We start from the raw sequence: 24631 nt of genomic DNA, 5'->3' as shown, positions 1-24631 counted from the left end.
CTTCTACGTGCAGCGCAACGCGGCCGTGCACCGCGGCGCGCACCAGCTCGCGGAGGAGGCCACCGAGGCGTTCGAGGACGCGCGCGCACGCGTCGCGTCGTTCGTCGGAGTTTCGCCCGGCGAGCTCGTCTGGACGTCGAACGCGACAGCCGCGATCAACCTCGTCGCGTACGCGATGTCCAACGCGTCGCTCGGCCGCGGGGGAGAGGCGTCGGCGCGGTTCGCGCTGCGGCCCGGCGACGAGATCGTCGTGACCGAGGCGGAGCACCACGCGAACCTCGTGCCGTGGCAGGAGCTCGCCGCCCGCACGGGCGCGACGCTGCGCTGGATCGGCGTCGACGACGACGGGCGCCTGCGCCTCGACGACCTCGCGACGGTCGTGGGGGAGCGCACGCGCGTGCTCGCGTTCTCGCACGCGTCGAACGTGACGGGGGCGATCACGCCCGTGCGGGCGTTCGTCGACCGTGCGCGGGCCGTCGGGGCGCTCACCGTCCTCGACGCGTGCCAGTCGGTCCCGCACCTGCCGGTCGACCTGGACGACCTCGGCGTCGACTTCGCGGCGTTCTCCGGCCACAAGATGCTCGGCCCGACCGGTGTCGGCGCGCTCTACGGGCGCCGCGAGCTGCTCGAGGCCATGCCGCCCGTGACGACCGGCGGGTCGATGGTCGAGGTCGTCACCATGGAGCGCACGACCTACGCCCCGCCGCCGCAGCGGTTCGAGGCCGGCACGCAGATGGTGTCCCAGGCCGTCGGCATGGGCGCCGCCGCGTCCTACCTGGCCGAGCTCGGGATGGACGCCGTCGCCGCGCACGAGGCGCATCTCACGCAGCTCCTGCTCGACGCCGTCGCGTCCGTGCCGGGCGTCCGCGTGATCGGGCCGACCGACGCGCGCGACAGGCTCGCGAACGTGTCCTTCGTCGTCGACGGCGTGCACGCGCACGACGTCGGCCAGGTGCTCGACGACGCGGGCGTCGCCGTGCGCGTGGGCCACCACTGCGCGCAGCCGCTGCACCGCCGGTTCGGCGTCGCCGCGACCGCGCGCGCGTCGGCCGCGGTCTACACGACCGACGAGGAGATCGAGGTGTTCCGGGAAGCACTCGCAGGGGTGCGGACGTTCTTCGGTCTGGAGGAGGGGAGCAACGCATGAGCACCTCGATGGAGCAGCTGTACCAGCAGGTCATCCTCGACCACGCGAAGTACCCGCACGGGCGGGGCCTCGGGTCGCCGGTCGTGGGCGACGCCCGCACGGCCGAGTCGCACCAGGTCAACCCGACCTGCGGCGACGAGGTGACCCTGCAGGTCGACGTCGACACCGCCGGCGTCGTCCGGGACGTGCGCTGGGAGGGTCAGGGGTGCTCGATCTCCCAGGCCTCGGTGTCCGTCCTGCACGACCTGGTGGTCGACCAGGACCTCGGCGCGGTCGACGACCTCGCCGGGACCTTCCGCGCGCTCATGCAGTCCAAGGGCGCCGGCCTCGGCGACGAGGCGGAGGACAAGCTCGGCGACGCCGCCGCCTTCACGGGCGTCGGCCGTTACTCGGCCCGCGTCAAGTGCGCCCTGCTCGGCTGGGTCGCCCTGAACGACGCACTCATCAAGACCGGCGCGACGCGCACCAAGGAGGACGCATGAGCACCGAGACCAACCCGACCACGGTCGCCGACGTCGAGGAGGCCATGCGCGACGTCATCGACCCCGAGCTCGGCATCAACGTCGTCGACCTCGGCCTCGTCTACGGGGTCGTCATCGACCAGACGAACACCGCGGTCATCGACATGACCCTCACCTCCGCGGCATGCCCGCTGACCGACGTCATCGAGGACCAGTCCGCGCAGGCGCTCGAAGGCATCGTCGACGGCTTCCGCATCAACTGGGTCTGGATGCCGCCGTGGGGCCCGGAGAAGATCACCGACGACGGCCGCGCCCAGATGCGCGCGCTCGGCTTCAACATCTGAGAAGCCGAGCAGCCCGTCGCGACGACGCCCGCCTCCCGCCGGAGGTCGGGCGTCGTCGTGCGTCCGCCCCCGGCCGCGCGCCGGCTGGTCACACCCGCGGGAGATCGTTGACGGCCCGCAGGGGAGCCGAGAGGGTCACCGGGCCCGTCATCCACGGCGCGTGCGTGGGGAGGAGCGCGACCTGCCAGGCTCCGGCGGGGATGAGGGACGAGGGCGACGGCAGTCCCAGCGGGTCGGCGGCGACGAATCCGCGTCGGCCGTAGTAGCGCGGGTCGCCCTCCAGCAGGACGAGCGGCCAGCCGGCCGCCGTCGCGGCGTCGAGCGCGGCGGTCACGAGCGCGGTGCCGATGCCACGGCCCTGGGCGGCGGGGGTCACGGCGAGCGGCGTGAGCGTCAGGGCGGGCACCGTACCGCGCGGGGAGTCCACGTCGACGCGCGTGAGGAGGACGTGCCCGACGACGTCGCCGTCGTCCCCGGCCGCGACGAGCGACAGGCCGTCGACCCACGCGGGATCGGCACGCAGGGCGTCGAGCATCGACAGGACGTGCTCGGCGTGCTCGCCGAACGCGGCGGTGACGACCTCCCCCACGGAGTCGACGTCGGCGGGGGTCTCGGGGCGGATCAGCACGCGCGCGACCGTAGCCCGCCGCCCGAGCGGTCGCAGCCTCTTTCGCCCCGCGGCTACGCCGGCAGCGGCGCCGTCTCGCGCACCACGAGCCGCGTGGGCAGGAGCAGCGAGCTCGGCGTCTCCCCGTCGACGACGGCGAGGAGGACGCGCGCCATCTCGTGGCCGAGCGAGCGGATCGGCTGCTGGACGGTCGTCAGCGGCGGGTACGCGAGCTCGGCGATGGGGAGGTCGTCGAAGCCGACGACCGCGACGTCCTCGGGCACGCGTCGTCCCTGCTGCGCGAGCGTGTGGAGCGCACCGACGGCCATGTTGTCGGACGCGACGGTGACGGCGTCGAGTTCGGGTGCACGCTCGAGCAGGCGCTCCATGGCGCGGGCGCCGCCCTCGCGCGTGAAGTCGGCACGCTCGACGAGCGTGGTGTCGAGGTCGGCGACGGAGAGCGCGTCGGTGACGCCCTCGAGTCGGGCGACCGCGGCGTGCGAGTCGTGGGGCCCGGCGATCGTCGCGATGCGGCGGCGACCCAGCCGGACGAGGTGCTCAGCCGCTGTCCGGCCGCCGCCCCTGTTGTCCACGTCCACGAACAGGTCCGGCTGCCCGTGCAGCGGCCGGCCGCCGTACACCGCAGGCAGGCCTGACTGCTCGACCATGCGCTGCAAGGGGTCGTCGCCGCGCAGCGCCATGACCATGACGCCGTCGGCGCGCGGGCGCCGCAGCATGCGCTGCACGCGGTCGTGACCGCGCTCGGGGTGGCACAGGAGGAGCTTGAGGTCGAGCTCGGTGTTCTCGAGCGCCGTCGTGACCCCGACGATCACCTGGCCCATGAACGGGTCGCCCAGGAGGTCGGGGTTGTCGTGGGACGCCGCGAGGACGACGGCGCCGACCTTCTGCCGCGCGAGCGCCTGCGCGGTGACGTTGGGGACGTACCCCAGCTCGCGGACCGCGCGCTCGACGGCCCGCCGTGTCGCGGGGCTGACGTGGACGGCGTTGTTGATGGCGCGCGACGCAGCGGACCGTGAGACTCCGGCGCGTTCGGCCACCTCGTCGAGGGTGGGAGGGCGTCCGGTCCGACCTGTCATGGTTCCCCTCACGCGCCTGCCGAATCGGCGCGAGGCTACCACCGTCGCGCCGCCGTGTGCAGCGCTCCCGGCGTGGCGGGCAGGCTCCCGCCATCACCCCTTAGAGCGATGACCAGCCCCGACGCCTTGACATCGCGTCGCGCCCCGCCGACCATCGAGCGCGGAACTGGAAGCGCGTCCAGTCCGTCGGAGGCTCTGACCGCAACGATGCGGAGCGACCCGCGCTCGACATCGACTTTCGTCCGGTCTGTCCGTCTCGGACGGTATGGAAGCGCTACCAGATCTGGATGCCATCGCAGCACCCGCCCCCGCGCCCCGAGCGCCCGCCCTCACCCTCGGAGACACCGTGGTCCCCACACACGCCCCGCGCCCACGCCGGCGCAGTCGGTGGCTGGCCGGCTCGACGTCGGCCGCCCTGCTCGTCGTCGCGGCCGTCGCGTCGACAGCGACCGCCGCCCCCCTGACGGACGAGCACGGCTTCGCCGGCGGCGACGCGCAGGGCTGGTTCACCTACGCCAACGCCGGGACCGTGTCGTCGACCGCGGCGAGCGGTGAGATGTGCGCGGTGGTCGACGGCGGCGTCAACCCGTGGGACATCGCGCTGCAGCACGACGACGTGACGTACGACCGCGACACCACCTACACGGTGTCGTTCGAGGCGCACGCGACCGCGCCCGTGACCGTGCCCGTCCAGGGCGGGCTCGGGTACCCGGCGGCGTTCGGCCACCAGGTCGTGCTCGACGGCACCGCGACGCCGCAGCACGTCGAGTTCACGTTCACGCCGGCCGACTGGCCGACGCGTCCGGGCACGCCCGGCTCGCCGGTCGCCGACGACTGGACGACCGGGACCGGCCAGGTCTCGTTCCAGCTCGGCGGGCAGGCCGCGCCGTACACGTTCTGCGTCGACGACTTCTCCATGACGTCGGGCGCGGGCGTCGACCACTCGTTCGCGGGCGGTGACCTCGGGGCGTTCTCGCTCTACGACGCCGCCGGCGGCGGGACGGCCCGCGCCGGCGCCGACGGGCTGAGCGCGTGCATCGACCTGCGCGGCGGCTACGCCAACCCGTACGAGGCGGGCCTCGAGCTCAAGCACGTCGAGGTCGTCGAGGGACGCAACTACGTGCTCGAGCTCACCGCCTACGCGAGCGAGCCTGCACCCGTCAACGTGCTCGTCGGCCAGTTCGGCGAGCCGTGGCACCGCGTGCTCGACGACGACGCCGCCCTGACGACGACGCCGACGACGTTCACGTACCCGTTCACGGCCGACGCGTCGTTCAGCGCCGACCCGTCGGCGGCGTACGGGCGGATCCAGCTCGAGCTCGGCCGTCGCACGGCGCCGTACACGTTCTGCATCACCGAGCTGTCGTTCGCCGAGACGACCGAGGCGCCGCCGGCGTACGAGCCCGACACGGGCTCGCGCGTGCGCGTCAACCAGGTCGGCTACCTGACCGACGGGCCCAAGCGCGCCACGCTCGTCACGACGCAGACCGACCCCGTCGACTGGGAGCTCGTCTCCGGCAGCACGGTGGTCGCGTCCGGCACGACGACGCCGCGCGGCGTCGACCCGACGGCCGGCGTCAACGTGCACGTCGTCGACTTCGGCGACGTCACCACGCCCGGCACCTACACGATGCGCGCGGACGGCGAGACGAGCCACCCGTTCGTGGTCGGCGACGACCTGTACGGGGACCTGCGGTACGACGCGCTCGACTACTTCTACCCGGTGCGCAGCGGCATCGCGATCGACGGCTCGATCATCGGCGACGCGCGCTACACGCGCCCCGCGGGGCACGTCGGCCGGCCGGGCGACGCGGGCGCCAACCAGGGCGACCACGCCGTGCCGTGCATCACGCCGGCCGAGGCGCAGAACCTCTACGGCGACTGGACCTGCGACTACACGCTCGACGTCGTCGGCGGCTGGTACGACGCGGGCGACCACGGCAAGTACGTCGTCAACGGCGGCATCGCCGTCGCGCAGGTGATGAGCACCTACGAGCGCGCGCTGTACGCGCCGACGGGCGACGTCGCCGCTCTCGGGGACGGCACGCTCGACATCCCGCTCGCCGAGCAGACCAACGGCGTCCCGGACGCGCTGGACGAGGCGCGCTGGGAGCTCGAGTGGATGCTGCGCATGCAGGTCCCGGCCGGGAAGCCGCTGGCCGGCATGGTCCACCACAAGGTGCACGACGTGGACTGGACGGGTCTCCCGCTGCTGCCGTCCGACGACCCGCAGGAGCGCCGGCTGCACCGCCCGTCCACCGCGGCCACGCTGAACCTCGCGGCCGTCGCCGCACAGGGCGCGCGACTGTGGGAGCCGTACGACGCCGACTTCGCCGCCGAGCTGCTCGCCGCCGCCCGCACGGCGTACGCCGCGGCGGTCGCCACGCCGGACCTGTACGCGCCGGCGCCGAACGCCGACCCGAGCCCCGGTGGCGGCCCGTACGACGACACGGACGTGACGGACGAGTTCTACTGGGCCGCGGCGGAGCTGTTCCTCACGACCGGTGAGCCGCAGTTCCGGGACGCGGTGCTCGCGAACGAGCTCCACACCGCGGACATCTTCACCGCGGGCGGCATGTACTGGGGCGAGACCGCGGCGCTCGGGCGCATGGACCTCGCCGTGGTGGAGTCCGACATCCCCGGGCGCACCGCGATCCGCCAGTCGGTGGTGGACGGTGCGGAGACGTACCTCGACCGGCAGGCCGCGGAGCCGTTCGGCACCGCGTACAGCGGGAACGACGACGGCGTCTACGAGTGGGGGTCGAACTCGGCGGTCCTCAACAACCAGGTCGTCCTCGGCACCGCGTTCGACCTCACGGGCGACCAGCGGTTCGCGGACGCCGTGCTCGAGTCGATGGACTACCTGCTGGGTCGCAACGGGCTCAACCTCTCCTACGTCACGGGCTACGGCGACGTGTTCTCCGACGACCAGCACTCCCGGTGGTTCGCGCACTCGCTCACCGACGCGCTGCCGAACCCGCCCGTCGGGTCGGTGTCGGGCGGCCCGAACTCGGACGTCGGCACGTGGGACCCGGTGATCAGCGGCCTCTACGGCCCCGACCACATGTGCGCCCCGCAGCTCTGCTACGTCGACGACATCCAGTCGTGGTCGACCAACGAGATCACGGTGAACTGGAACTCGGCGCTCTCCTGGGTCGCGTCGTTCGTCGCGGACCAGCAGGGCGGCGACGCGTCCGCCGCCGGGACCGTCGCGTGGGTGCGGACGGGCCCGACGGACGTCACGGCCGCCGACGGCGCCCAGGTCCGCTTCACGGTCGCCGCGTCGGGGTCGCCCACGCCGACCGTGCAGTGGCAGCGGCTCGTCGACGGCACGTGGACCGACGTCGCGGGGGAGACGGGGACCACGCTCGCGTTCACCGCGCGCACGGCCGACTCGGGCGCGCGGTTCCGGGCGTACGTCGCGAACTCCTTCGGCGGTGCCTACTCCGACGCGGCGGTCCTGACGGTGTCCGCCGCGGGCGTGACGGGCGCGCCGGGGACGGGTGGCTCGACGCCGGGCGCCGCTCCGGCGTCCGCCGGTGCGCGGCTCCTCGCGGTGACGGGTGCCGACCCGTGGGCGCTGCTCGGGCTGGGTCTCCTGCTCGTCGCCGCCGGCGGCGCGACGGTCGTGCTCACCCGGAGGGCGCGCGCGAACAGCTGACCGCGCACGCCCGCGCGGGGCGACCCGCACACCGCCGCTCCCGTGACCTGCCGGTCGCGGGAGCGGCGGTCGCCGTGGGGGGACCGCGATCCGCCACAATGCTCACCATGCCGCTCTCCCGCGTGGGGCCGTCCGAGGTCTCGCAGCTGCGCGACTTCCTGACCGAGGCCGACCTCACGATGGCCGGCCTCGACGAGCCCACGGTCCACCTGTGGGTCGACCGCGACCCCGACGGCGCCATCGTGGGCAGCACGGGCTTCGAGCTCAGCGCCGACGGCCGGCACGCGCTGATCCGCAGCGTGGCCGTCGCGCCCGGTCGCCGTGGATCGGGGGACGGGTCGCGCCTCGCGAGGCACGCGCTCGCGCGCGCCGCCGCGAGCGGAGCGGATCGCGCGTGGCTGTTCTCGCGTCGGTCGGGGCCGTTCTGGGAGAAGCTCGGCTTCCGCCCGGCCGACCGGGAGGCCCTGGCCGCATCGTTGCCCGACGCGCACCAGGTACGGCTCTTCGTCCGCAGCGGCCGGCTCGACGACGAAGTCGCGTGGTCCCGTCCGTTGCGCGGGGAGGCGGGCGACGTCGACCCTGTCCTCGTCGGTCGGACCGGTCGAGCGGGCCCGGGCTAGCGTCCGTCGGCGGCAACCCGCGCCGGGCGCGCCCCGGAGCCGGCGGGCGTGCTCAGAGGTCGTCGGTGGCGAAGGTGTCGCAGGCGGCGAGGGTGCCCTGCTCGTAGCCGGTGGTGAACCAGCGCTGGCGCTGCTCGGACGAACCGTGGGTCCACGAGTCGGGGTTCACGCCGCCGCCGGACTGCTGCTGGATGTGGTCGTCGCCGACGGCCTCCGCGGCGGACAGCGCCTGCTGGAGCTGGTCGGCGGTGATCGGCTCGAGGAACGTCACGCCGGTGTCGGGGTCGACCTCGGTGGCGGCGCTCCCGACCCACATGCCGGCGTAGCAGTCGGCCTGGAGCTCGACCCGCACGGAGTCGGACTCCGCCCCCGTGCCCTGGCGCTGTGCCCGGTCCATGACGCCGGTGAGGTTCTGGATGTGGTGCCCGTACTCGTGCGCCGTGACGTACATCTCTGCGAGGGGGCCGCCCTCGGCGCCGAACTGGCTCTGCAGGACGTCGTAGAAGCCGAGGTCGAGGTAGATCGTCTGGTCGGGCGGGCAGTAGAACGGCCCGGTCGACGCCGACGCGGCGCCGCAGCCCGTCGTCGTCTGGCCCTGGAACGCCTCCGCCGCGGGCTGCGCGAACTGCGCGCCCTGCGCGGGGAGCTCGTCCGCCCAGTACGCGTCGAGCGCCTGGAGCGTCGCGGACAGCCGGCAGTCGCGCTGCTCGTTGGCCTGCTCGGCGGTGCAGTCGCCCACCACGCCCTGCTCGGCCTGCTGGCCGCTGCCGCCGGCCACGCCCTGCAGCACGTTGGCGAGGTCGCCGTTGCCCGACTGGTTGAGGACGATCGCGAGCACCGCGACGACGAGCGCGCCGATCCCGCCGCCCACGGCGACCTTGCCGCCGCGGCTCGTGCGGACACGACCGCCCTCGAACTGACCACCCTCACCGAACGTCACGGACGGGAACTTAACCCCGCGTGCGGACGTCCGCCCGTCGGGACGGCGGCGCCACCCGTTCGTGCGCGCCGTACGCGCGGTGTCAGTCGTCGGCGAGGCCGCGGGCGGCGATCGCGTCGCCCGTCGCGCGCGCGTGCGCCACCATCCGCACCGCCGCGGGGACGACGAGGGCGCGCGGGTCGCGGTCCAGGCCACGGGCGCGTGCGGCCGCGCGGACCTCGAGCGACGACTGCGCGAGCACCGGGATCGTCCGCAGGAACAGCCCGACGGCGAGCACCGCGGTCTCGGGGTGCAGGCCCACGTGCCGCAGGGGTCGGGTCACGCGCGCGAGGACGTCGAGCAGCGCGTCCGAGCGGGTGGTCGCGGTGACGACCGTGCCGAGGACGACGAGCGCGAGGAGCTCGGCGGCGATCTCGACACCGACCTGCCATCCCCGCGACCACGTCTGGTAGAGCCCGACGACCAGTGCGAGGACGGTGACGGGGAGCAGGCCGCGCGTCGCGCGGTGCAGGGGGACGCGGGCCACGAGCAGGACGCCGACCGCGACGACGAGGGCGCCCACGGCCGGCAGCGGCCCGTCGAGCAGCAGCACCGCGACGCCGGCCATCGCGAGGCCGGCGAGCTTGGCGCCCGCGGGCAGGCGGTGCACGACGGTCGTGCCCGGGTGGTAGAGGCCGAGCGGGCCGGCCCACGGCGGGCGGATCGGGCCGCGTTCCCGCCGGGTCACGGCACGCCCGCCTGCCCCATGAGCGCCTCGTAGTGCGCGACCGACTCGTGCGGGTCGCCGTCGTGCACGACGAGCCCGTCGTCGACGACCAGCACGCGGTCGGCGCGGCGGGCGGCGTCGAGGTCGTGCGTGACGACGACGACCTGCTGGTCGAGGTCGGCGAGCAGGTCGTCGACGACGCGGCGCCAGCGCAGGTCGAGCAGCGTCGTGGGCTCGTCGCACACGAGCACGGCGGGCTCGACGGCGAGGACTGCGGCGATCGCGAGCAGCTGACGCTGGCCGCCCGACAGGGCGTGCACCGACACGTCGGCCCGCTCGCCGAGCCCGAACCGCCGCAGCGCGGCACGCGCGGCCTCCAGACGCTCCGCCTTGTCGGGGAACCGTCGGCGCAACGACAGCGCGACGTCCTCGAGCGGCGTCGGCAGGACGATCTGCGCGTTGGGGTCGGTGAACACGAACCCCACGCGCTGCCGGACGGCGGCACCGTCGGACGCGGTGTCGAGCCCGTCGACGCGTACCGTCCCGCTCGACGGCAGGACGAGCCCGTTGAGCAGCCGCGCGAGCGTCGACTTGCCCGAGCCGTTGGCGCCGATGACCGCGATCCGGCGCTCGGCGAGCCGCAGCGTCACCGGCCCGAGCAGCCGGACGACGCGGTCGGCACCGCCGGCCGGGTCCGGGCTCCAGGCGGTGACGACGACGTCGTCGAGCTCGATCACGCGGTGCCCGCCGTCAGCGGCGCGAGCGCAGCAGGTCGGGGAACGCGCGGAACACCGCGAGCGCGACCGCGGCGGCGAGCAGGTTCTTCACGACGTCGCCCGGCCAGTACACGACGTCGATCGCGAAAGCCTCGCCGAAGGACGCGCCCAGGCGCGCCATGAGCCCGACGATGCCCGCCGGGTGGATCGTGAGGAAGCTCGCACCGAGGCCCGCCCCCACGAGCGCGAGGTAGCGGAGTGCGCCCGTGAGGCGCAGCGCGCGTCCGGCGAGCAGCCCCGCGACGGCCGCGGCGAACGGGAAGGCGAGCAGGTAGCCGACGGACGGCTTGGTCAGCACGACGAGGCCGCCGGTGCCGTCGGCGAAGACGGGCACGCCCGCGAGGCCGACCGCGAGGTACAGGAGGACGGCGAGCGCACCACGCCGCCAGCCGAGCACGAGGCCGGCGAGCACGACGCCGAACGTCTGCAGCGTGATCGGCACGCCGGACGGCGTCGGGATGCCGGGGAGGATCGCGCACACCGCGATGAACGCCGCGAAGGTCGAGACCAGCGCGACGTCGGTCGCGACGCTCGAGCGCACGACGGGTGCGGGATGGACGGCCGCCGCGGCGGCGGAGTCGGTCGACAGGTGCTTCTCGGGCGCGTCGGTCATGGGTCCCCCAGGGGCCTCGTGGCGGCGTGGCGTCGGAAATCAGCGCGGACCGTCACGCTAGCGGCTAGGTAGAATCGGGGTCCTTCGCGTCCGTGGCCAACGCCGGGACGCTTTTCTCGGAGGAAACCACCACGTGATCACCGCCCAGGCCGTCGAGCTGCGCGTCGGCGCCCGTGTGCTGCTCGAGCCGACGACCTTCCGCATCGCCTCGGGCGACCGCATCGGTCTCGTCGGCCGCAACGGCGCCGGCAAGACGACCCTCACCCGCACGCTGTCGGGGGAGACCCAGCCGACGGGCGGCACGATCTCCCGCTCGGGAGACATCGGCTACCTGCCGCAGGACCCGAGCCACGGCGACCTCGCGCAGCTCGCGATGGACCGCGTGCTCTCGGCGCGCGGCCTCGACGAGATCGTCAGCGCGATGCGCGTCACGGAGGGCGCGATGGCGGCCGCGGACGACGACGTGCGCGAGACGGCGATGGCCCGGTACGCGCGGCTCGAGGCGCGCTTCACCGCGGCCGGCGGGTACGCCGCCGAGAGCGAGGCGCACCGCATCACGTCGAACCTCGGCCTCGACGAGCGCGTGCTCGGCCAGCCGATGGGCACGCTGTCCGGTGGTCAGCGCCGCCGCGTCGAGCTCGCGCGGATCCTGTTCTCGGGCGTCGACACCCTCCTGCTCGACGAGCCGACGAACCACCTCGACGCCGACTCGATCACGTGGCTGCGTGACTACCTCAAGCAGTACTCGGGCGGCTTCGTCGTCATCTCGCACGACGTCGAGCTGCTGCGCGCGACCGTCAACAAGGTGTTCCACCTGGACGCGAACCGGTCCCAGCTCGACCAGTACAACCTCGGCTGGGACGCGTACCTGCAGCAGCGCGAGACGGACGAGAAGCGCCGCCGTCGCGAGCGCGCGAACGCCGAGAAGAAGGCGTCGGTCCTGCTCGCGCAGGCGGACAAGATGCGCGCCAAGGCCACCAAGGCCGTCGCCGCGCAGAACATGGCGCGCCGCGCCGAGCGCATGCTGTCGGGGCTCGAGGAGGTGCGCGCCCAGGACAAGGTCGCACGCCTGCGGTTCCCGGACCCGGCGCCGTGCGGCCGCACGCCGATCACCGCCGAGGGGCTGTCGAAGTCGTACGGGTCGCTCGAGGTGTTCACCGACGTCGACCTCGCGATCGACCGCGGCTCGAAGGTCGTGGTCCTGGGCCTCAACGGCGCCGGCAAGACGACGCTGCTGCGCATCCTCGGCGGCATCGAGCAGTCGGACACGGGCGAGGTGAAGCCCGGGCACGGGCTCAAGCTCGGGTACTACGCGCAGGAGCACGAGACGCTCGACCTCGACCGCACGGTCGTCGAGAACCTCCGCACCGCGGCGCCGGACCTCACCGACACGCAGGTCCGCTCGGTGCTCGGCTCGTTCCTCTTCTCGGGCGACGACGCCGACAAGCCGGCGCGCGTCCTGTCGGGTGGGGAGAAGACGCGTCTGGCGCTCGCGACGCTCGTCGTGTCGTCGGCGAACGTGCTGCTGCTCGACGAGCCCACCAACAACCTGGACCCGGCGTCGCGCGAGGAGATCCTCGCGGCGCTGCGCACGTACAAGGGCGCGGTCGTCCTGGTCTCGCACGACGAGGGCGCCGTGGCCGCGCTCGACCCCGAGCGTGTGCTGCTGCTGCCGGACGGTGCCGAGGACCTGTGGGGTCCGGACTACCTGGACCTCATCGCCCTGGCCTGACCGACCCGTCCTGGTCGCTCCGGCCGCGCGCGGCGAGCTGCGCGTCGATCAGCGCGTCCTCCTCGTCCTCCGCGCGACCGCCGCGGCGGCGGGGAGCCGGCCGGGCGGGGGTGCGGTCAGCCGCTGCGGCACCGGTGCGGACGGGTCGTGCCCCGGGCGGGTCGGACGGGCCGCCGGCGACGCCCGACCCGGACCCGTCCGGCGTCGAGGGCGTCGCGGCCGCCCGGTCGTCGGACCGCGGGTGCCCGGTGGTCGCCACCCCGCTCAGCAGCGCCGCCTCGCGGCGGGCGACGAACACCGAGCCGCCGAGGATCAGCAGAGCGAACGCCCACCACTGGAACGCGTACGACAGGTGCGACCCCGGGTCGGTGCTCGGCGGGGGCAGCGTTCCGGGCACCTCGGCGGGTGCGGGGTCCTCGGCCAGGCGCTGCGCGTACGCCGCGTACGGGACCGCGTCGAGGCCGCCCGCGGCGAGGACCTGGGACGACGCGACGGCCTGGACCTGTCCGGGCGGGGCCGTGCGGGTCGTCTCGCGCTCGTCGAGCCGCAGCCGCGCGGTGAGCGTGACCGTCCCGGCCGGGGGAGCGGGCACGTCGACCGCGGCACTCGCGTCCTCGCCGGTCGGGACCCAGCCGCGGTCGACGACGAGGACCCCGCCGGCGCCGGTCGGGTCGTCGGCCGTCCCCGCGGAGGCGTCCTGCACGACGAACGGGACCAGCACGTGGTACGCCGGGTGGCCGTCGACCGGGCGGTTGCGCAGCAGGACGGTCGCGTCGGCGTCGTACCGCCCGACGACGTCGACCGTGCGCCACTCGTCGGCCTCGCCCAGCACCTCGTCCGTCGAGGCGAGCACGCCGTCCAGCGGCACCGGCTCGGCGGCGTAGTTCGTCTCGACGACCGCGATCGCCGCGTCGCGCCACACGTGCCGGTTCCACTGCCACCGGCCCAGGAACACGCACGCGGTCGCGAGCACGATCCCGACGCACACGATCCCGACGGCCCGGCGAGCGGCCGCACTCACGACGGCGCCACCCGGTCCAGGTCGCCGGCGGGGACGACGTCGCGCAGGAAGCCGCGCACGTCGAGGTACTGCGACAGGTGCTCGCGGTGCTCGTCGCACGCGAGCCACACCTTGCGCCGCTCGGGCGTGTGCAGCTTCGGGTTGTTCCACAGCAGGCCCCACGCGGCGTCGGCGCGGCAGCCACGCGCGGAGCACACGAGCTCGTCGACCGCGTCGGGCACGCCGCCCAGCAGGCTCACGAGCCGCCCCCGACCTGGTGGTGCGGACCCGAGCCGGGCCCGATCTCGCGGTACTGCATGAACGACGCGTCGTCGGTGTCGCGGCGCTCGCGGCCCGCGTTCGCGAACAGGACGGCGACGTAGGGGAGCACGACGGCCGCGACCAGGAGAAGGATCGGGACGACGACGGGCAGGTGGCCCCACGTGAAGAACGCGGCGGCGAAGCACACCATGCGGACGCCCATCTGGGCGAGATAGCGACGCTGCCGGCGGGCCATGTCGTCGGCCAGCGGCTCGGGTGCGGACGTGATGCGCTGGACGTCGTCCTCCGGCGCCCGGCGAGCTCTGGGTGTCCTCCTGCTCACCACCTGATGGTAGTCCGGTCGGCGGGCACCGACCGCCGGGGGCCGCCGTTGTCCGGATCCCACAACATGCCGGGGTGTTCCTGTGCCGGGCCGGAACCTCGACGTGCCGTGGACGTCGGATAGCGTCGGGTTCCGTGCCTGAGACTTCCGACAACGCCACGCCGCCCACGCGACCCGAGCACCGCCCGCGCAGCGTCCTCGTGACCGGCGCGAACCGGGGCATCGGCCGCTCCATCGCGGAGCGCTTCGTGGCCGCCGGCGACAAGGTCGCGACGATCTACCGCTCGGGCGACCTGCCCGACGGCGTGCTGGGTGCCGTGGCCGACGTGCGCGACACCGCCGCGGTCGACGTGGCGTTCACGGAGATCGAGGCCGCTCACGGCCCGGTCGAGGTCGTCGTCGCCAACGCGGGCGTGACCCGCGACCAGCTGCTGCTGCGCATGACCGACGAGGAGTTCACGGACGTCCTCGACGTCAACCTCACGGGTGCGTTCCGCGTCGTGCGCCGGGCGTCCAAGGGCATGATCCGGCTGCGTCGCGGGCGCATCGTGCTCATCTCGTCGGTCGTCGGCCTGTACGGCGGACCCGGCCAGGTGAACTACTCGGCCTCGAAGTCCGCGCTCGTCGGCATGGCACGGTCCATCACGCGCGAGCTCGGCGGGCGCGGCATCACCGCGAACGTCGTCGCGCCCGGCTTCATCGACACCGACATGACGCGCGCGCTGCCCGAGGACCGCCAGAAGGCCTACCTCGCGTCGATCCCCGCCGGGCGCTTCGCGCAGCCCGAGGAGGTCGCCGCGGCCGTCGAGTTCGTCGCCTCCGACGCCGCCGGCTACATCTCCGGCGCGGTGATCCCCGTCGACGGCGGCCTCGGCATGGGTCACTGACCCCTCCCACGACCTTTCCCCACGCACTGCAACAGGACGGAACTCCCATGGGTCTGCTCGACGGCAAGAAGCTCCTCGTCACCGGTGTCCTCACCGACGGCTCGATCGCGTTCCACGTCGCGCGCCTCGCGCAGGAGCAGGGCGCGCAGGTCGTGCTCACCTCCTTCGGCCGGCAGTTCCGGCTGACCCAGGCCATCGCCCGCCGCCTGCCCGTCGAGGCGCAGGTGCTGCAGCTCGACGCGACGTCGCAGGAGGACCTCGACGCGCTCGCGGACCGCGTGCGCGAGGCCGGGCTCGACAGCCTCGACGGCGTCGTGCACTCCATCGGCTTCGCGCCGCAGTCCGTCATGGGCGGCAACTTCCTCGCGGGCGAGTGGGACGACGTCGCGACCGCGCTGCACGTCAGCGCCTACTCGCTCAAGTCGCTCGCCGTCGCGGCCCAGCCGCTGCTGACCCGCGGCTCGGCCGTCGTCGGGCTCACGTTCGACGCGCGCTACGCCTGGCCGGTGTACGACTGGATGGGCGTCGCCAAGGCCGCGTTCGAGTCGACCGCCCGCTACCTCGCGCGCGACCTCGGCCCGCACGGCGTGCGCGTCAACCTGGTGTCGGCCGGTCCGATCCGCACCACCGCCGCGAAGTCGATCCCCGGCTTCGAGGCCATGGAGGGCGGCTGGCCCGACCGCGCGCCGCTCGGCTGGGACGTCTCCGACCCCGAGCCCACCGCCCGCGCCGTCGCCGCGCTCCTGTCCGACTGGTTCCCGGCCACGACCGGCGAGATCGTGCACGTCGACGGCGGCGTGCACGCGATGGGCCTGTGATGGGACGCTGAGCCGGTGACGTCCGACTCCACCCACCGACTGCTCCTGCTCCGGCACGCCAAGGCCGAGCACCCCGAGGGTCTCCCGGACCACCAGCGGCCGCTGTCGCTCGTGGGTCGCAAGCAGTCCGGCCAGGTCGGCGCGCAGCTCGCGGCCGCCGGGCTCGTCCCGGACCTCGTGCTCTGCTCGACCGCCCTGCGCACGCGGCAGACGTGGGACCTCGTGCGGGGCACGCTCGGCGCCGACCCCGCGCTCGAGCTGCGCGACGAGGTGTACGACGCGGGTGTCTCGACGCTGCTCGACGTCGTGCGCGCCGTGCGCGACGACGTCGCCACGGTGCTCGTCGTCGGGCACGAGCCGACCATGAGCCGCGCGGCCGCGACCCTCGCGGGCCCCGGCTCGGACACCGCCGCGCTCGCGCGCGTGCAGGTCGGCGTACCCACCGCGAGCTGGTCGGTCCTCGGGTTCACCGGCGCGTGGTCGGACCTCGCGCCGGCGGGCGCGACGCTCGAGCGCCTCGGCCTGCCGGGCTGACGCAGCAGTCGGGGGCCGGCGTCGTCGTGGCCGCCGCTCGTCAGGTGTAGAGGCCGCGGAGGGTCGACGTGAGCGCGACGTCCGTCGCGAGCGCCGCGCTCTGCGTGACCAGGTCGATCCCCCCGACGGGACGTCGTCGGGCGAGCGACCGCACGTCGGGGTCGGTGACGGACGCGAGGAGCAGGCGTGCGACGCCTTCCGCGTCGACGACCTCGAACGGGCGTGCGTGGAACGGCACCGTCTCTTCAGGGACCGGTGGCGTGATCGCGAGCGCGTTGTGCCCGCGCAGGAGGCCGACGAGCACCTGACCCAGCGCGCGCTGGCGGGTCTCCCAGTCGGCGGCCGCCAACGCGCGGTCGATCGGCGTGCGGAGGCCGTCCGACGCGGGCAGCCCGCGGAACGCGGTGCCGAGCCACTTGTCGTAGGGCGCGTACCGCCGCGCCTGGAGGAACGCGAGCAGGATCGCGGTCCTGCAGACGCGCGCCGTCACGAGCCGCGAGCCGAGGTCGTCGCCCGCCATGCCGGCACGCGGCGCGAGGTGCGCGTCCTCGGCGATCGCCCACCACGCCGACGCCTGCTGGTACAGCCAGACGTCACGCGGGTAGCCCGCCAGGTGCGCGCGGACGTCCTCGAGCCCGAGGTCGTCGTGGAGCACGACGCCCGCCGTGAGCGACAGCAGGCGCTGCTGGGGGACGACGAGCCAGTCGGCGACCGCCAGGGGCGGGCGGACGTCGCCGAGCACGCGCGTCAGCAGCGTGTCGAGCGTGAGGATCTCGACGCGGTGCTCGACGGGGGTGCCGGGGTCGCCGACCCCCTGACCGCGCGTGCCGTCGGCGGCTGGCGCCGCCGCACGCGTCGTCCAGCCGCCGACCTCGTCCGGGAGCACGTGCCGGAGCTCGTCGTGCAGTGCCGCGGCGTGCCGTGCGTGGTCGGCCGGCGAGAGCAGCACCTGCAGGCGCGGACCCCAGTCGTGGTCGGTCGACGTCGCGTCGTCGAGGCCCAGCACGTCCGACCCCGGGCCGACGAGCGCGGCCGTGTGCGGCAGACCGCGCGCCGCGAGCACGGGAGCGACGTGCCCGTACAGCAGGCGCGCGAGCTGCGCGCCCGGGACGAACGCGGGTGTCACGCGCCGACGGTGAACGGCGGCAGGTCGAGGACCGCGTCGAGGCGGTCGGTCACGACCGCGTCCGCCGACGCGGCGACGAGCGGCTTGGCGTTGAACGCGATGCCGAAGCCCGCGGCCGCGAGCATGTCGAGGTCGTTGGCGCCGTCGCCGATCGCGATCGTGCGCTCCATCGGGACGCCGACCCGCGCCGCGTACTCGCGCAGCGTCTGCGCCTTCACGGCGCGGTCGACCACGGGTCCCGCGACGCGGCCCGTGAGCCGCCCGTCGGCGACCTCCAGACGGTTGGCGTGGACGAGCCGGATGCCGACCCGCGCGGCGAGGGGCTCGACGATCTCGAGGAACCCGCCGGACACCAGCCCGACGGGCCACCCGCGCGCGTCCATCTCCGCGACGAGCTCGGTCGCGCCCGGCGAGAGCTCGACCTGCGCGAGCACCTCGTCGCACACGGACGCCGGCAGTCCCGCCAGGGTCGCGACGCGCTCGTGGAGGGACTCGGCGAAGTCGATCTCCCCGCGCATCGCGCGCTCGGTGATCTCGGTGACGAGGGCCTCCGCACCGGCGTGCGCGGCGAGCATCTCGACGACCTCGCCCGTGATGAACGTCGAGTCGACGTCCATGACGACGAGCCGGCGCGTGTCGTCGACGGCGGACGCGCCGGGCTCGGTGACGGCGGCGGGCACGGTGGTGCGGGGCGCGGGGGTGCTCACCTGCCGCAGGCTAGTGCGACGGCCGGCAGCGCCGTCGCCGGTGCCCGCCTGGTGTCCGGACGGCGCCGGACCGCGCTCACGTCGGCATGGCGTCAGTCGGAGACGACGGCGCCCTTCGGGACGACGGTGATGCCCGACTCCGTGATCGTGAAGCCGCGGGCCAGGTCGTGCTCGCGGTCGAGGCCGATGCGGGCGCGCTCCGGGACGACGACGTTCTTGTCGATGATCGCGCGGTGCACCTGCGCGTAGCGGTGCACGTGCACGTCGTCCATGAGCACGGAGTCCGTGACCTGCGCCCACGAGTGCAGCCGCACGCCGGGCGAGATGACCGACCCCGACACGGTGGCGCCGGACACGAGGACGCCGGGGGAGACGATCGAGTCGGCCGCGTGGCCGAGGCGACCGGCACCCGCGTGCACGAACTTGGCCGGCGGGAGCCCGGTGTAGCCGGTGTAGAGCGGCCACTCGTTGTTGTAGAGGTTGAACACCGGCTCGATCGAGATGAGGTCGGTGTTGGCCTCGTAGAAGGCGTCGATCGTCCCGACGTCCCGCCAGTAGTCGCGGTCCCGCGGCGTCGAGCCGGGCACGTCGTTGCGGATGAAGTCGTAGACCGCGGCCGTGCCGCGCGCCACGAACGCGGGGACGATGTCGCCGCCCATGTCGTGCCGCGACGTCGGGTTCTCGGCGTCCTCGGTGACCGCGCGGACGAGCGCGTCGGTGTCGGCGACGTAGTTGCCCATCGACGCGAGGATCTCGTTCGGCGAGTCCGGCAGGCCGACGGGGTCGGTCGGCTTCTCGCGGAACGCGGCGATCTTCGTCGGGTCGCTCGGGTGCGTCTCGATGACGCCGAACTGGTCGGCCTCGTGGATCGGCTGGCGGATCGCCGCGACGGTGAGCTCGGCGCCGGACTCCCGGTGCGCGTCGACCATCTGCGAGAAGTCCATCCGGTACACGTGGTCGGCGCCGACCACGACCACGATGTCGGGGCGCTCGTCCTCGATGATGTTGAGGCACTGGTAGATCGCGTCGGCGGACCCCAGGTACCAGTGCTTGCCGACGCGCTGCTGCGCGGGGACCGCGGCCACGTAGTTGCCGAGCAGCGGCGACATCCGCCACGTCTTCGACACGTGCCGGTCGAGGCTGTGCGACTTGTACTGCGTGAGCACGATGACGTGCAGGTACCGCGAGTTGATCACGTTCGACAGCGCGAAGTCGACGAGCCGGTAGATGCCCCCGAACGGGACGGCGGGCTTCGCGCGGTGCGCCGTCAGCGGCATGAGTCGTTTGCCCTCTCCACCTGCGAGGACGATTGCGAGGACGCGCGGCGCTGCCATGCGACGACCCTAGGCCCACGGGGCGTCCTCCGGCGAGGCGAGCGGGCCGTCACGCGCTAGCGTGTCGCGAAGAGAGCCGGTCGCCGACCGGACCCGACAGTGGAGGTCCCGGTGCGTGTCGACCTGCTGACCCGCGAGTACCCGCCGCACGTCTACGGCGGTGCCGGGGTCCACGTCGCGGGGCTCACCCGCGTGCTGCGCGACAAGATCGACGTGCGCGTGCACGCCTTCGACGGACCGCGTGACGAGACGGGTGTCCAGGGGTACACCGTCCCCGGGGGCCTGGAGGACGCGAACGCCGCGCTCCAGACCCTCGGCGTCGACCTCGAGATGGCGGACGCGGTCGGGCGGGTCGGCGACGACGGCGTCGCGAGCTCGCTCGTGCACTCGCACACGTGGTACGCCAACCTCGCGGGGCACCTCGCGTCGCTGCTGCACGGCGTCCCGCACGTCGTCACCGCGCACAGCCTCGAGCCGCTGCGGCCCTGGAAGGCGGAGCAGCTCGGCGGCGGGTACGCGATCTCCTCGTGGGCCGAGCGCACGGCGTACGAGGCCGCGGCCGCGGTGATCGCGGTGTCCGGCGGCATGCGGGAGGACATCCTGCGGTCCTACCCGACCGTCGACCCGTCGCGCGTGCACGTCGTCCACAACGGCATCGACCTCGACGGCTGGCGCCGCCCGACCGGCGAGGACGCCGAGCGTGCCGAGGCCACCGTGCGGGCGCTGGGCATCGACCCGACGCGACCGGCCGTCGTGTTCGTCGGGCGGATCACGCGCCAGAAGGGCCTGCCGTACTTCCTGCGCGCCGCCGAGCGGCTGCCCGCCGACGTGCAGCTCGTGCTGTGCGCGGGCGCGCCCGACACGCCGCAGATCGCCGCCGAGGTCGAGGGGCTCGTCGCGCAGCTGCGGGAGAAGCGCTCGGGCGTCGTCTGGATCGACCGGATGCTCCCGCGTGCCGACGTGGTCGCGATCCTGGCCCACGGCACGGTGTTCGTGTGCCCGTCGGTCTACGAGCCGCTCGGCATCGTCAACCTCGAGGCGATGGCCGTCGGCCTGCCGGTCGTCGGCACCGCCACCGGCGGCATCCCCGAGGTCATCGTCGACGGCGTCACCGGCACGCTCGTGCCGATCGACCAGGTCCAGGACGGCACCGGCACGCCCGTGGACCCCGACCGGTTCGTCGGCGACCTCGCGGACGCGCTCACCGCGCTCGTCCAGGACCCCGACCGCGCCGCCGCCTGGGGCCGCGCCGCCCGCACGCGCGTCGAGGACCACTTCTCGTGGGAGGCGATCGGCGAGCGCACGCTCGCCGTCTACCGCGACGTCCTCGGCTGAGCGTCAGGGCGCGATCGACGTCGCGGCGGCCGCCATCGCGCGGCGTGCGACGCGGTCGACCTCGCGCAGCGCCGTCGAGCGCTGGTCGGCCTGCCACAGGTTGACCGCGCCGCCGTCGTCCTGGGTCGCGAGCGCGACGATCCCGCGCAGGCGCGCCGCCGACGCGAGCACACGGACGCGGCGGCCGTCGATGCCCGACGGAAGCCGCCACGCCGGCAGGTCGAGGTCGCGCAGGCCCGCGATCTGCTCGGCCGCGTCGGGCCGCCACCGGGCGACGTCGAGGCGGACGAGCGCCTCCGTCGCGTCGATCAGGCCCTGCCGCAGCGCGCGCTCGGCGTCGGCGAGCGAGCCCGCGGCGCCGAGGACCGCGGTGCGCCAGTCCGCGACCCCGTGCACGTCCCACGTGACGAGGTGGCCGGGCTCCAGGGCCGACCCGAACCGCTCGACGCCCGGTACGGCGGCGACGCACGCGAGCTCGCTGCGGACCAGGAGCGCCTCGCCGGCGGTCGTCGCGGCGGCGCTGACGGCGGGCGGTGCGCCCGACGCGTCGCCCGGCGCGGGGAGGAGGGCCGCGACGTCGCGCGGTCCCGGCCCGCACACGTCGAGCAGGAGCGACAGCGGGCCGTCGACGTGCTCCGAGCCGTCGACCGTCGCCCGCACGGTGTGCGGCTCGTCGTCGACCTGCACGGCGCGCGCCATCGCGGCGCGGTCGACCCCGTCCTGCGCGAGCCACAGCGCGAGGACCACGGAGCGGGGCAGGTCGAGCGTCGTCACGCCACCACCGTAGGGGCCGCGCGGGCCCGTCCCGCGCACGTGACCGAGGCCACGCCGGGCGACCCGCCGGTGCGTGCCGAGGACGTTCGTCCCGTTGGTTAGGGTCGTCACCATGACCGACGTGCTCGACCTGCAGGCCGTGACGATCCGCCGGGGGACGACGACGATCCTCGACGAGGTGTCGTGGACGGTCCGCGAGGGCGAGCGATGGGTGGTGCTGGGCCGCAACGGCGCCGGCAAGACGACGATGCTGCAGGTCGCGTCGGGCCGCATGCACCCCTCGCACGGCACGGCCGACGTCCTCGGCTCGCGGCTCGGCCGGGTCGACGTGTTCGAGCTCCGGCCCCGCGTCGGGCTGTCGAGCGCGGCGCTCGCGGACCGCATCCCGTCGGGCGAGACCGTGCGGGACGTCGTGCTGACCGCCGCGTACGGCGTGACGGGTCGCTGGCGCGAGTCGTACGAGGAGCTCGACGAGCAGCGCGCCACGGACCTGCTGCGTGCGTTCGGCGTCGAGCGGCTCGCGGACCGGTTCTTCGGCACGCTGAGCGAGGGCGAGCGCAAGCGCGTGCAGATCGCGCGCTCGCTCATGACCGACCCGGAGCTCCTGCTGCTCGACGAGCCCGCGGCGGGCCTCGACCTGGGCGGGCGCGAGGAGCTCGTCGCGGCGCTGTCGGAGCTCGCGGCGGACCCCCGCTCGCCCGTCCTGGTGCTGGTCACGCACCACGTCGAGGAGATCCCGCCGGGCTTCACGCACCTGCTGCTGCTGCGCGACGGCCGCGTGCACGCCGCCGGGCCGCTCGACGACGTGCTGACGGCGGAGAACCTGTCGGGCGCGTTCGGCCTCGCGCTCGAGGTGGACCACGTCGGGGGGCGCTGGGCGGCGCGCGCGGCGCGCTGACCTCGCCGCTCGTCCGGGTGACCGGACACGGGTCCGCCCCACGCGCGGGCAAAGCGATCGTCTAGGATCGGTGTACAGCGCGGTCATCGGACGACCGCGCCGGGACCGGGAGGTTCGGCCATGCCGGACTGGCTGTGGTGGCTCAGCGGGGCGCTCGCGCTCGGCATCCTCGAGATGCTCACCCTCGACCTCGTGTTCGTCATGCTGGCGGGCGGCGCGCTCGCCGGGGCCCTGTCCGCGGCCCTCGGCGCCTCCGTGCCGGTGCAGTTCGTCGTCGCCTGCGCGACGGCCGCCCTCCTGCTGCTCGCCCTGCGCCCGTGGCTGCTGCGTCACCTCCGCGGCCGGATGCCGCTCGTCGAGACCAACGCCGCGGCGCTCGTCGGCCGCGAGGCCGTCGTCATGTCGACCGTCACGGTCGAGGGCGGCCGCGTGAAGCTCGCGGGCGAGGTCTGGAGCGCCCGCGCCGACGCGGGCACCGCGATCGCCCCCGGCACCCCCGTCCGTGTCGCCCGCATCGACGGCGCGACGGCCGTCGTCGCCCCCGTCGGTTCCGGGCAGCCGCCCGTCCCCGGCGCGGCACCCGCGCACTGACCACCGCCGACCGCCCGGCGGAGTCCGGGCACCACCCGAGGAGGTCCTCTTGGACGACACGACGAACGTGGGCACGATCGCCCTCTACCTGGTGCTCGGCCTCGTCCTGCTGTTCGTCGTCGTCGCGCTCGTCCGCTCGGTGCGGATCGTGCCGCAGACGGTCGCGATCATCGTCGAGCGCCTCGGCCGGTACTCGCGCACCCTCGACGCGGGCCTGCACCTGCTGATCCCGTTCGTCGACCGCGTCCGCGCAGGCGTCGACCTGCGCGAGCAGGTCGTGTCGTTCCCGCCGCAGCCGGTGATCACGTCGGACAACCTCGTGGTGAGCATCGACACGGTCATCTACTTCCAGGTCACGGACCCCAAGTCCGCGGTCTACGAGATCGCCAACTACATCACCGGCATCGAGCAGCTCACCGTCACGACGCTCCGCAACGTCATCGGGTCGATGGACCTCGAGCAGACGCTCACGAGCCGCGACCAGATCAACGGCCAGCTGCGCGGCGTGCTCGACGAGGCGACCGGTCGCTGGGGCATCCGCGTCAACCGCGTCGAGCTCAAGGCCATCGACCCGCCCGCCTCGGTCCAGGGCTCGATGGAGCAGCAGATGCGTGCCGAGCGCGACCGTCGCGCCGCGATCCTCACCGCGGAGGGTGTCAAGCAGTCGCAGATCCTCACGGCCGAGGGTGAGAAGCAGGCCGCGATCCTGCGGGCCGAGGGCGAGGCGCAGTCGGCGATCCTGCGGGCCGAGGGTGAGGCGCGCGCGATCCTCCAGGTGTTCGACGCCGTCCACCGTGGCGACGCCGACCCGAAGCTGCTCGCGTACCAGTACCTGCAGATCCTGCCGAAGATCGCGCAGAGCCCGTCGAGCAAGATGTGGTTCCTGCCGTCGGAGCTCACCGGCGCGCTCGGGCAGCTCGCGCGCGGGTTCGGCGGGGGCGGCGTCGACGACGGCGGCCCGACGCGACCCGCGGGGGAGTCGCCGCTCGGGGGCGACCTGCCGCCGGTCGCGCTGACCGACCCGGCGGAGGCCCTCGCCGAGGCGCGGCGCGAGTCGGCCGCGGCGACGGCGGACGCCACGAGCGCGGGAACGCTGAGCGGCCGTCCGTTCGACCCCTCGGTCGAGCTCGGCCAGCGCCCGGGCGGGGGTGCGGTGCCGCCGCCGCTGCAGAAGCCGGCCACGCCGCCCGCTCCCGAGGAGCCGACGGCCTGACGGGCGGCCACCCTCGCCGGCCGGCCGGCGGGTTGCGCTCGACACGATCGCCGAAGAGCCCTGTGGCAGCCGCCGCGGGGCTCTTCGCCTGCGGCGAACGCGGGCA

Annotated in this window: 26 protein-coding genes; 13 read left to right on the top strand and 13 right to left on the bottom strand. The window is 74.4% G+C overall.

Annotated features, from left to right (window positions below; all coding sequences use genetic code 11):
* The 3 genes from OMK64_RS07675 to OMK64_RS07665 form a co-directional block, all read left to right on the top strand.
* On the top strand, nt 1-1147 hold a 1147-nt coding region (locus OMK64_RS07675), incomplete at its 5' end, for a SufS family cysteine desulfurase (protein ID WP_272727489.1).
* Nucleotides 1144-1629, top strand: a complete 486-nt coding sequence (gene sufU / locus OMK64_RS07670) for a Fe-S cluster assembly sulfur transfer protein SufU (RefSeq protein ID WP_272727488.1) — start codon at nt 1144-1146, stop codon at nt 1627-1629. The genes OMK64_RS07675 and sufU, both read left to right, overlap by 4 nt.
* A complete protein-coding gene (locus tag OMK64_RS07665) occupies nt 1626-1952 on the top strand; it encodes a metal-sulfur cluster assembly factor (protein ID WP_272727487.1) in 327 nt (108 codons plus the stop codon). The genes sufU and OMK64_RS07665 overlap by 4 nt, the downstream gene beginning before the upstream one ends.
* Before the next feature lie 88 nt (nt 1953-2040).
* Here OMK64_RS07665 and OMK64_RS07660 read toward each other — a convergent pair whose 3' ends face one another.
* Both OMK64_RS07660 and OMK64_RS07655 read right to left on the bottom strand, forming a co-directional pair.
* The gene (locus OMK64_RS07660; protein WP_272727486.1) at nt 2041-2580 is read right to left on the bottom strand and encodes a GNAT family N-acetyltransferase; all 540 of its coding nucleotides are present in this window, start codon (nt 2578-2580) and stop codon (nt 2041-2043) included.
* A gap of 53 nt (nt 2581-2633) precedes the next feature.
* Nucleotides 2634-3617: a LacI family DNA-binding transcriptional regulator gene (locus OMK64_RS07655; protein ID WP_272727485.1), complete on the bottom strand. Its 984-nt coding sequence runs from the start codon at nt 3615-3617 to the stop codon at nt 2634-2636.
* Between the two features lie 385 nt (nt 3618-4002).
* On the opposite strand from OMK64_RS07655, the gene OMK64_RS07650 reads away from it, so the two are divergent.
* Together OMK64_RS07650 and OMK64_RS07645 are read left to right on the top strand one after the other, a co-directional pair.
* Complete coding sequence (locus OMK64_RS07650; protein ID WP_272727484.1) at nt 4003-7317, top strand: glycoside hydrolase family 9 protein; 3315 nt, start codon at nt 4003-4005, stop codon at nt 7315-7317.
* A gap of 107 nt (nt 7318-7424) precedes the next feature.
* On the top strand, nt 7425-7937 hold the full coding sequence (locus OMK64_RS07645) for a GNAT family N-acetyltransferase (protein ID WP_272727483.1): 513 nt from the start codon (nt 7425-7427) through the stop codon (nt 7935-7937).
* A 52-nt stretch (nt 7938-7989) separates the two neighbouring features.
* Here OMK64_RS07645 and ypfJ read toward each other — a convergent pair whose 3' ends face one another.
* The 4 genes from ypfJ to OMK64_RS07625 all read right to left on the bottom strand — a co-directional run bounded on the left by ypfJ (nt 7990) and on the right by OMK64_RS07625 (nt 10972).
* On the bottom strand, nt 7990-8877 hold the full coding sequence (gene ypfJ, locus OMK64_RS07640; RefSeq protein WP_272727482.1) for a KPN_02809 family neutral zinc metallopeptidase: 888 nt from the start codon (nt 8875-8877) through the stop codon (nt 7990-7992).
* 82 nt (nt 8878-8959) lie between these two features.
* Nucleotides 8960-9604 carry an energy-coupling factor transporter transmembrane component T family protein gene (locus OMK64_RS07635; RefSeq protein ID WP_272727481.1) on the bottom strand — a complete coding sequence of 215 codons (645 nt, stop codon included), beginning with the start codon at nt 9602-9604 and terminating at the stop codon, nt 8960-8962.
* Nucleotides 9601-10320 carry an energy-coupling factor ABC transporter ATP-binding protein gene (locus OMK64_RS07630; protein WP_272727480.1) on the bottom strand — a complete coding sequence of 240 codons (720 nt, stop codon included), beginning with the start codon at nt 10318-10320 and terminating at the stop codon, nt 9601-9603. Before OMK64_RS07630 ends, OMK64_RS07635 begins: the two co-directional genes overlap by 4 nt.
* Nucleotides 10321-10333: 13 nt before the next feature.
* Nucleotides 10334-10972 carry a biotin transporter BioY gene (locus OMK64_RS07625; protein ID WP_272727479.1) on the bottom strand — a complete coding sequence of 213 codons (639 nt, stop codon included), beginning with the start codon at nt 10970-10972 and terminating at the stop codon, nt 10334-10336.
* A 133-nt stretch (nt 10973-11105) separates the two neighbouring features.
* Here OMK64_RS07625 and abc-f point away from each other — a divergent pair, with 133 nt between their 5' ends.
* Nucleotides 11106-12704: a ribosomal protection-like ABC-F family protein gene (gene abc-f / locus OMK64_RS07620; RefSeq protein WP_272727478.1), complete on the top strand. Its 1599-nt coding sequence runs from the start codon at nt 11106-11108 to the stop codon at nt 12702-12704.
* Here abc-f and OMK64_RS07615 read toward each other — a convergent pair.
* The 3 genes from OMK64_RS07615 to OMK64_RS07605 are packed head-to-tail and all read right to left on the bottom strand — an operon-like array spanning nt 12688 to nt 14308.
* Complete coding sequence (locus OMK64_RS07615) at nt 12688-13725, bottom strand: SURF1 family cytochrome oxidase biogenesis protein (RefSeq protein WP_272727477.1); 1038 nt, start codon at nt 13723-13725, stop codon at nt 12688-12690. The two genes, abc-f and OMK64_RS07615, sit on opposite strands and share 17 nt — an antisense overlap.
* Entirely contained in the window at nt 13722-13964 is a 243-nt protein-coding gene (locus tag OMK64_RS07610) for a hypothetical protein (RefSeq protein WP_272727476.1), read from the bottom strand. The genes OMK64_RS07615 and OMK64_RS07610 overlap by 4 nt, the downstream gene beginning before the upstream one ends.
* Complete coding sequence (locus OMK64_RS07605) at nt 13961-14308, bottom strand: DUF3099 domain-containing protein (protein ID WP_272727475.1); 348 nt, start codon at nt 14306-14308, stop codon at nt 13961-13963. Before OMK64_RS07605 ends, OMK64_RS07610 begins: the two co-directional genes overlap by 4 nt.
* 134 nt (nt 14309-14442) lie before the next feature.
* On the opposite strand from OMK64_RS07605, the gene OMK64_RS07600 reads away from it, so the two are divergent.
* From OMK64_RS07600 to OMK64_RS07590, 3 genes are read left to right on the top strand one after another with little or no spacing between them, the layout of a single operon-like run.
* On the top strand, nt 14443-15195 hold the full coding sequence (locus tag OMK64_RS07600) for a beta-ketoacyl-ACP reductase (protein ID WP_272727474.1): 753 nt from the start codon (nt 14443-14445) through the stop codon (nt 15193-15195).
* 47 nt (nt 15196-15242) lie between these two features.
* Complete coding sequence (gene fabI / locus OMK64_RS07595; protein WP_272727473.1) at nt 15243-16013, top strand: enoyl-ACP reductase FabI; 771 nt, start codon at nt 15243-15245, stop codon at nt 16011-16013.
* 15 nt (nt 16014-16028) lie between these two features.
* Nucleotides 16029-16547 (top strand): SixA phosphatase family protein, encoded by a 519-nt coding sequence (locus OMK64_RS07590; RefSeq protein WP_272727472.1) that lies wholly within the window; start codon nt 16029-16031, stop codon nt 16545-16547.
* Nucleotides 16548-16587: 40 nt separating this feature from the next.
* On the opposite strand, the gene OMK64_RS21055 is transcribed toward OMK64_RS07590, so the two are convergent.
* From OMK64_RS21055 to glgC, 3 genes are all read right to left on the bottom strand, one after another.
* Complete coding sequence (locus tag OMK64_RS21055) at nt 16588-17673, bottom strand: DUF4037 domain-containing protein (protein WP_272727471.1); 1086 nt, start codon at nt 17671-17673, stop codon at nt 16588-16590.
* Entirely contained in the window at nt 17670-18380 is a 711-nt protein-coding gene (serB, locus tag OMK64_RS07580; protein WP_374694071.1) for a phosphoserine phosphatase SerB, read from the bottom strand. The genes OMK64_RS21055 and serB overlap by 4 nt, the downstream gene beginning before the upstream one ends.
* A 92-nt stretch (nt 18381-18472) precedes the next feature.
* Nucleotides 18473-19714, bottom strand: a complete 1242-nt coding sequence (gene glgC / locus OMK64_RS07575; RefSeq protein WP_272727470.1) for a glucose-1-phosphate adenylyltransferase — start codon at nt 19712-19714, stop codon at nt 18473-18475.
* A gap of 111 nt (nt 19715-19825) precedes the next feature.
* On the opposite strand from glgC, the gene glgA reads away from it, so the two are divergent.
* Nucleotides 19826-21049: a glycogen synthase gene (gene glgA, locus OMK64_RS07570; RefSeq protein ID WP_272727469.1), complete on the top strand. Its 1224-nt coding sequence runs from the start codon at nt 19826-19828 to the stop codon at nt 21047-21049.
* Nucleotides 21050-21052: 3 nt separating this feature from the next.
* Here glgA and OMK64_RS07565 read toward each other — a convergent pair whose 3' ends face one another.
* Nucleotides 21053-21823 carry an Rv1486c family protein gene (locus OMK64_RS07565; protein ID WP_272727468.1) on the bottom strand — a complete coding sequence of 257 codons (771 nt, stop codon included), beginning with the start codon at nt 21821-21823 and terminating at the stop codon, nt 21053-21055.
* Between the two features lie 112 nt (nt 21824-21935).
* Here OMK64_RS07565 and OMK64_RS07560 point away from each other — a divergent pair, with 112 nt between their 5' ends.
* The 3 genes from OMK64_RS07560 (at nt 21936) to OMK64_RS07550 (ending at nt 24525) form a co-directional block, all read left to right on the top strand.
* The gene (locus OMK64_RS07560) at nt 21936-22721 is read left to right on the top strand and encodes an ABC transporter ATP-binding protein (protein ID WP_272727467.1); all 786 of its coding nucleotides are present in this window, start codon (nt 21936-21938) and stop codon (nt 22719-22721) included.
* Nucleotides 22722-22841: 120 nt separating this feature from the next.
* Entirely contained in the window at nt 22842-23312 is a 471-nt protein-coding gene (locus OMK64_RS07555) for an NfeD family protein (RefSeq protein ID WP_272727466.1), read from the top strand.
* Nucleotides 23313-23361: 49 nt separating this feature from the next.
* The gene (locus tag OMK64_RS07550; protein ID WP_272727465.1) at nt 23362-24525 is read left to right on the top strand and encodes an SPFH domain-containing protein; all 1164 of its coding nucleotides are present in this window, start codon (nt 23362-23364) and stop codon (nt 24523-24525) included.
* Nucleotides 24526-24631: the final 106 nt, after the last annotated feature.

The sequence above is a fragment of the Cellulomonas fimi genome, assembly GCF_028527925.1.
Taxonomy (GTDB): domain Bacteria; phylum Actinomycetota; class Actinomycetes; order Actinomycetales; family Cellulomonadaceae; genus Cellulomonas; species Cellulomonas fimi_C.
This window is presented reverse-complemented; position numbering and strand designations above follow the sequence as displayed.

What these genes read in the sequence shown, in the direction of transcription:
- OMK64_RS07665 (WP_272727487.1), top strand. Translation starts at nt 1,626, where the DNA reads ATGAGCACCGAGACCAACCCGACCACGGTCGCCGACGTCGAGGAGGCC.
- sufU (WP_272727488.1), top strand. Translation starts at nt 1,144, where the DNA reads ATGAGCACCTCGATGGAGCAGCTGTACCAGCAGGTCATCCTCGACCAC.
- glgC (WP_272727470.1), bottom strand. Translation starts at nt 19,714, where the DNA reads ATGGCAGCGCCGCGCGTCCTCGCAATCGTCCTCGCAGGTGGAGAGGGC.
- OMK64_RS07645 (WP_272727483.1), top strand. Translation starts at nt 7,425, where the DNA reads ATGCCGCTCTCCCGCGTGGGGCCGTCCGAGGTCTCGCAGCTGCGCGAC.
- OMK64_RS07555 (WP_272727466.1), top strand. Translation starts at nt 22,842, where the DNA reads ATGCCGGACTGGCTGTGGTGGCTCAGCGGGGCGCTCGCGCTCGGCATC.
- OMK64_RS07560 (WP_272727467.1), top strand. Translation starts at nt 21,936, where the DNA reads ATGACCGACGTGCTCGACCTGCAGGCCGTGACGATCCGCCGGGGGACG.
- OMK64_RS07625 (WP_272727479.1), bottom strand. Translation starts at nt 10,972, where the DNA reads ATGACCGACGCGCCCGAGAAGCACCTGTCGACCGACTCCGCCGCCGCG.
- fabI (WP_272727473.1), top strand. Translation starts at nt 15,243, where the DNA reads ATGGGTCTGCTCGACGGCAAGAAGCTCCTCGTCACCGGTGTCCTCACC.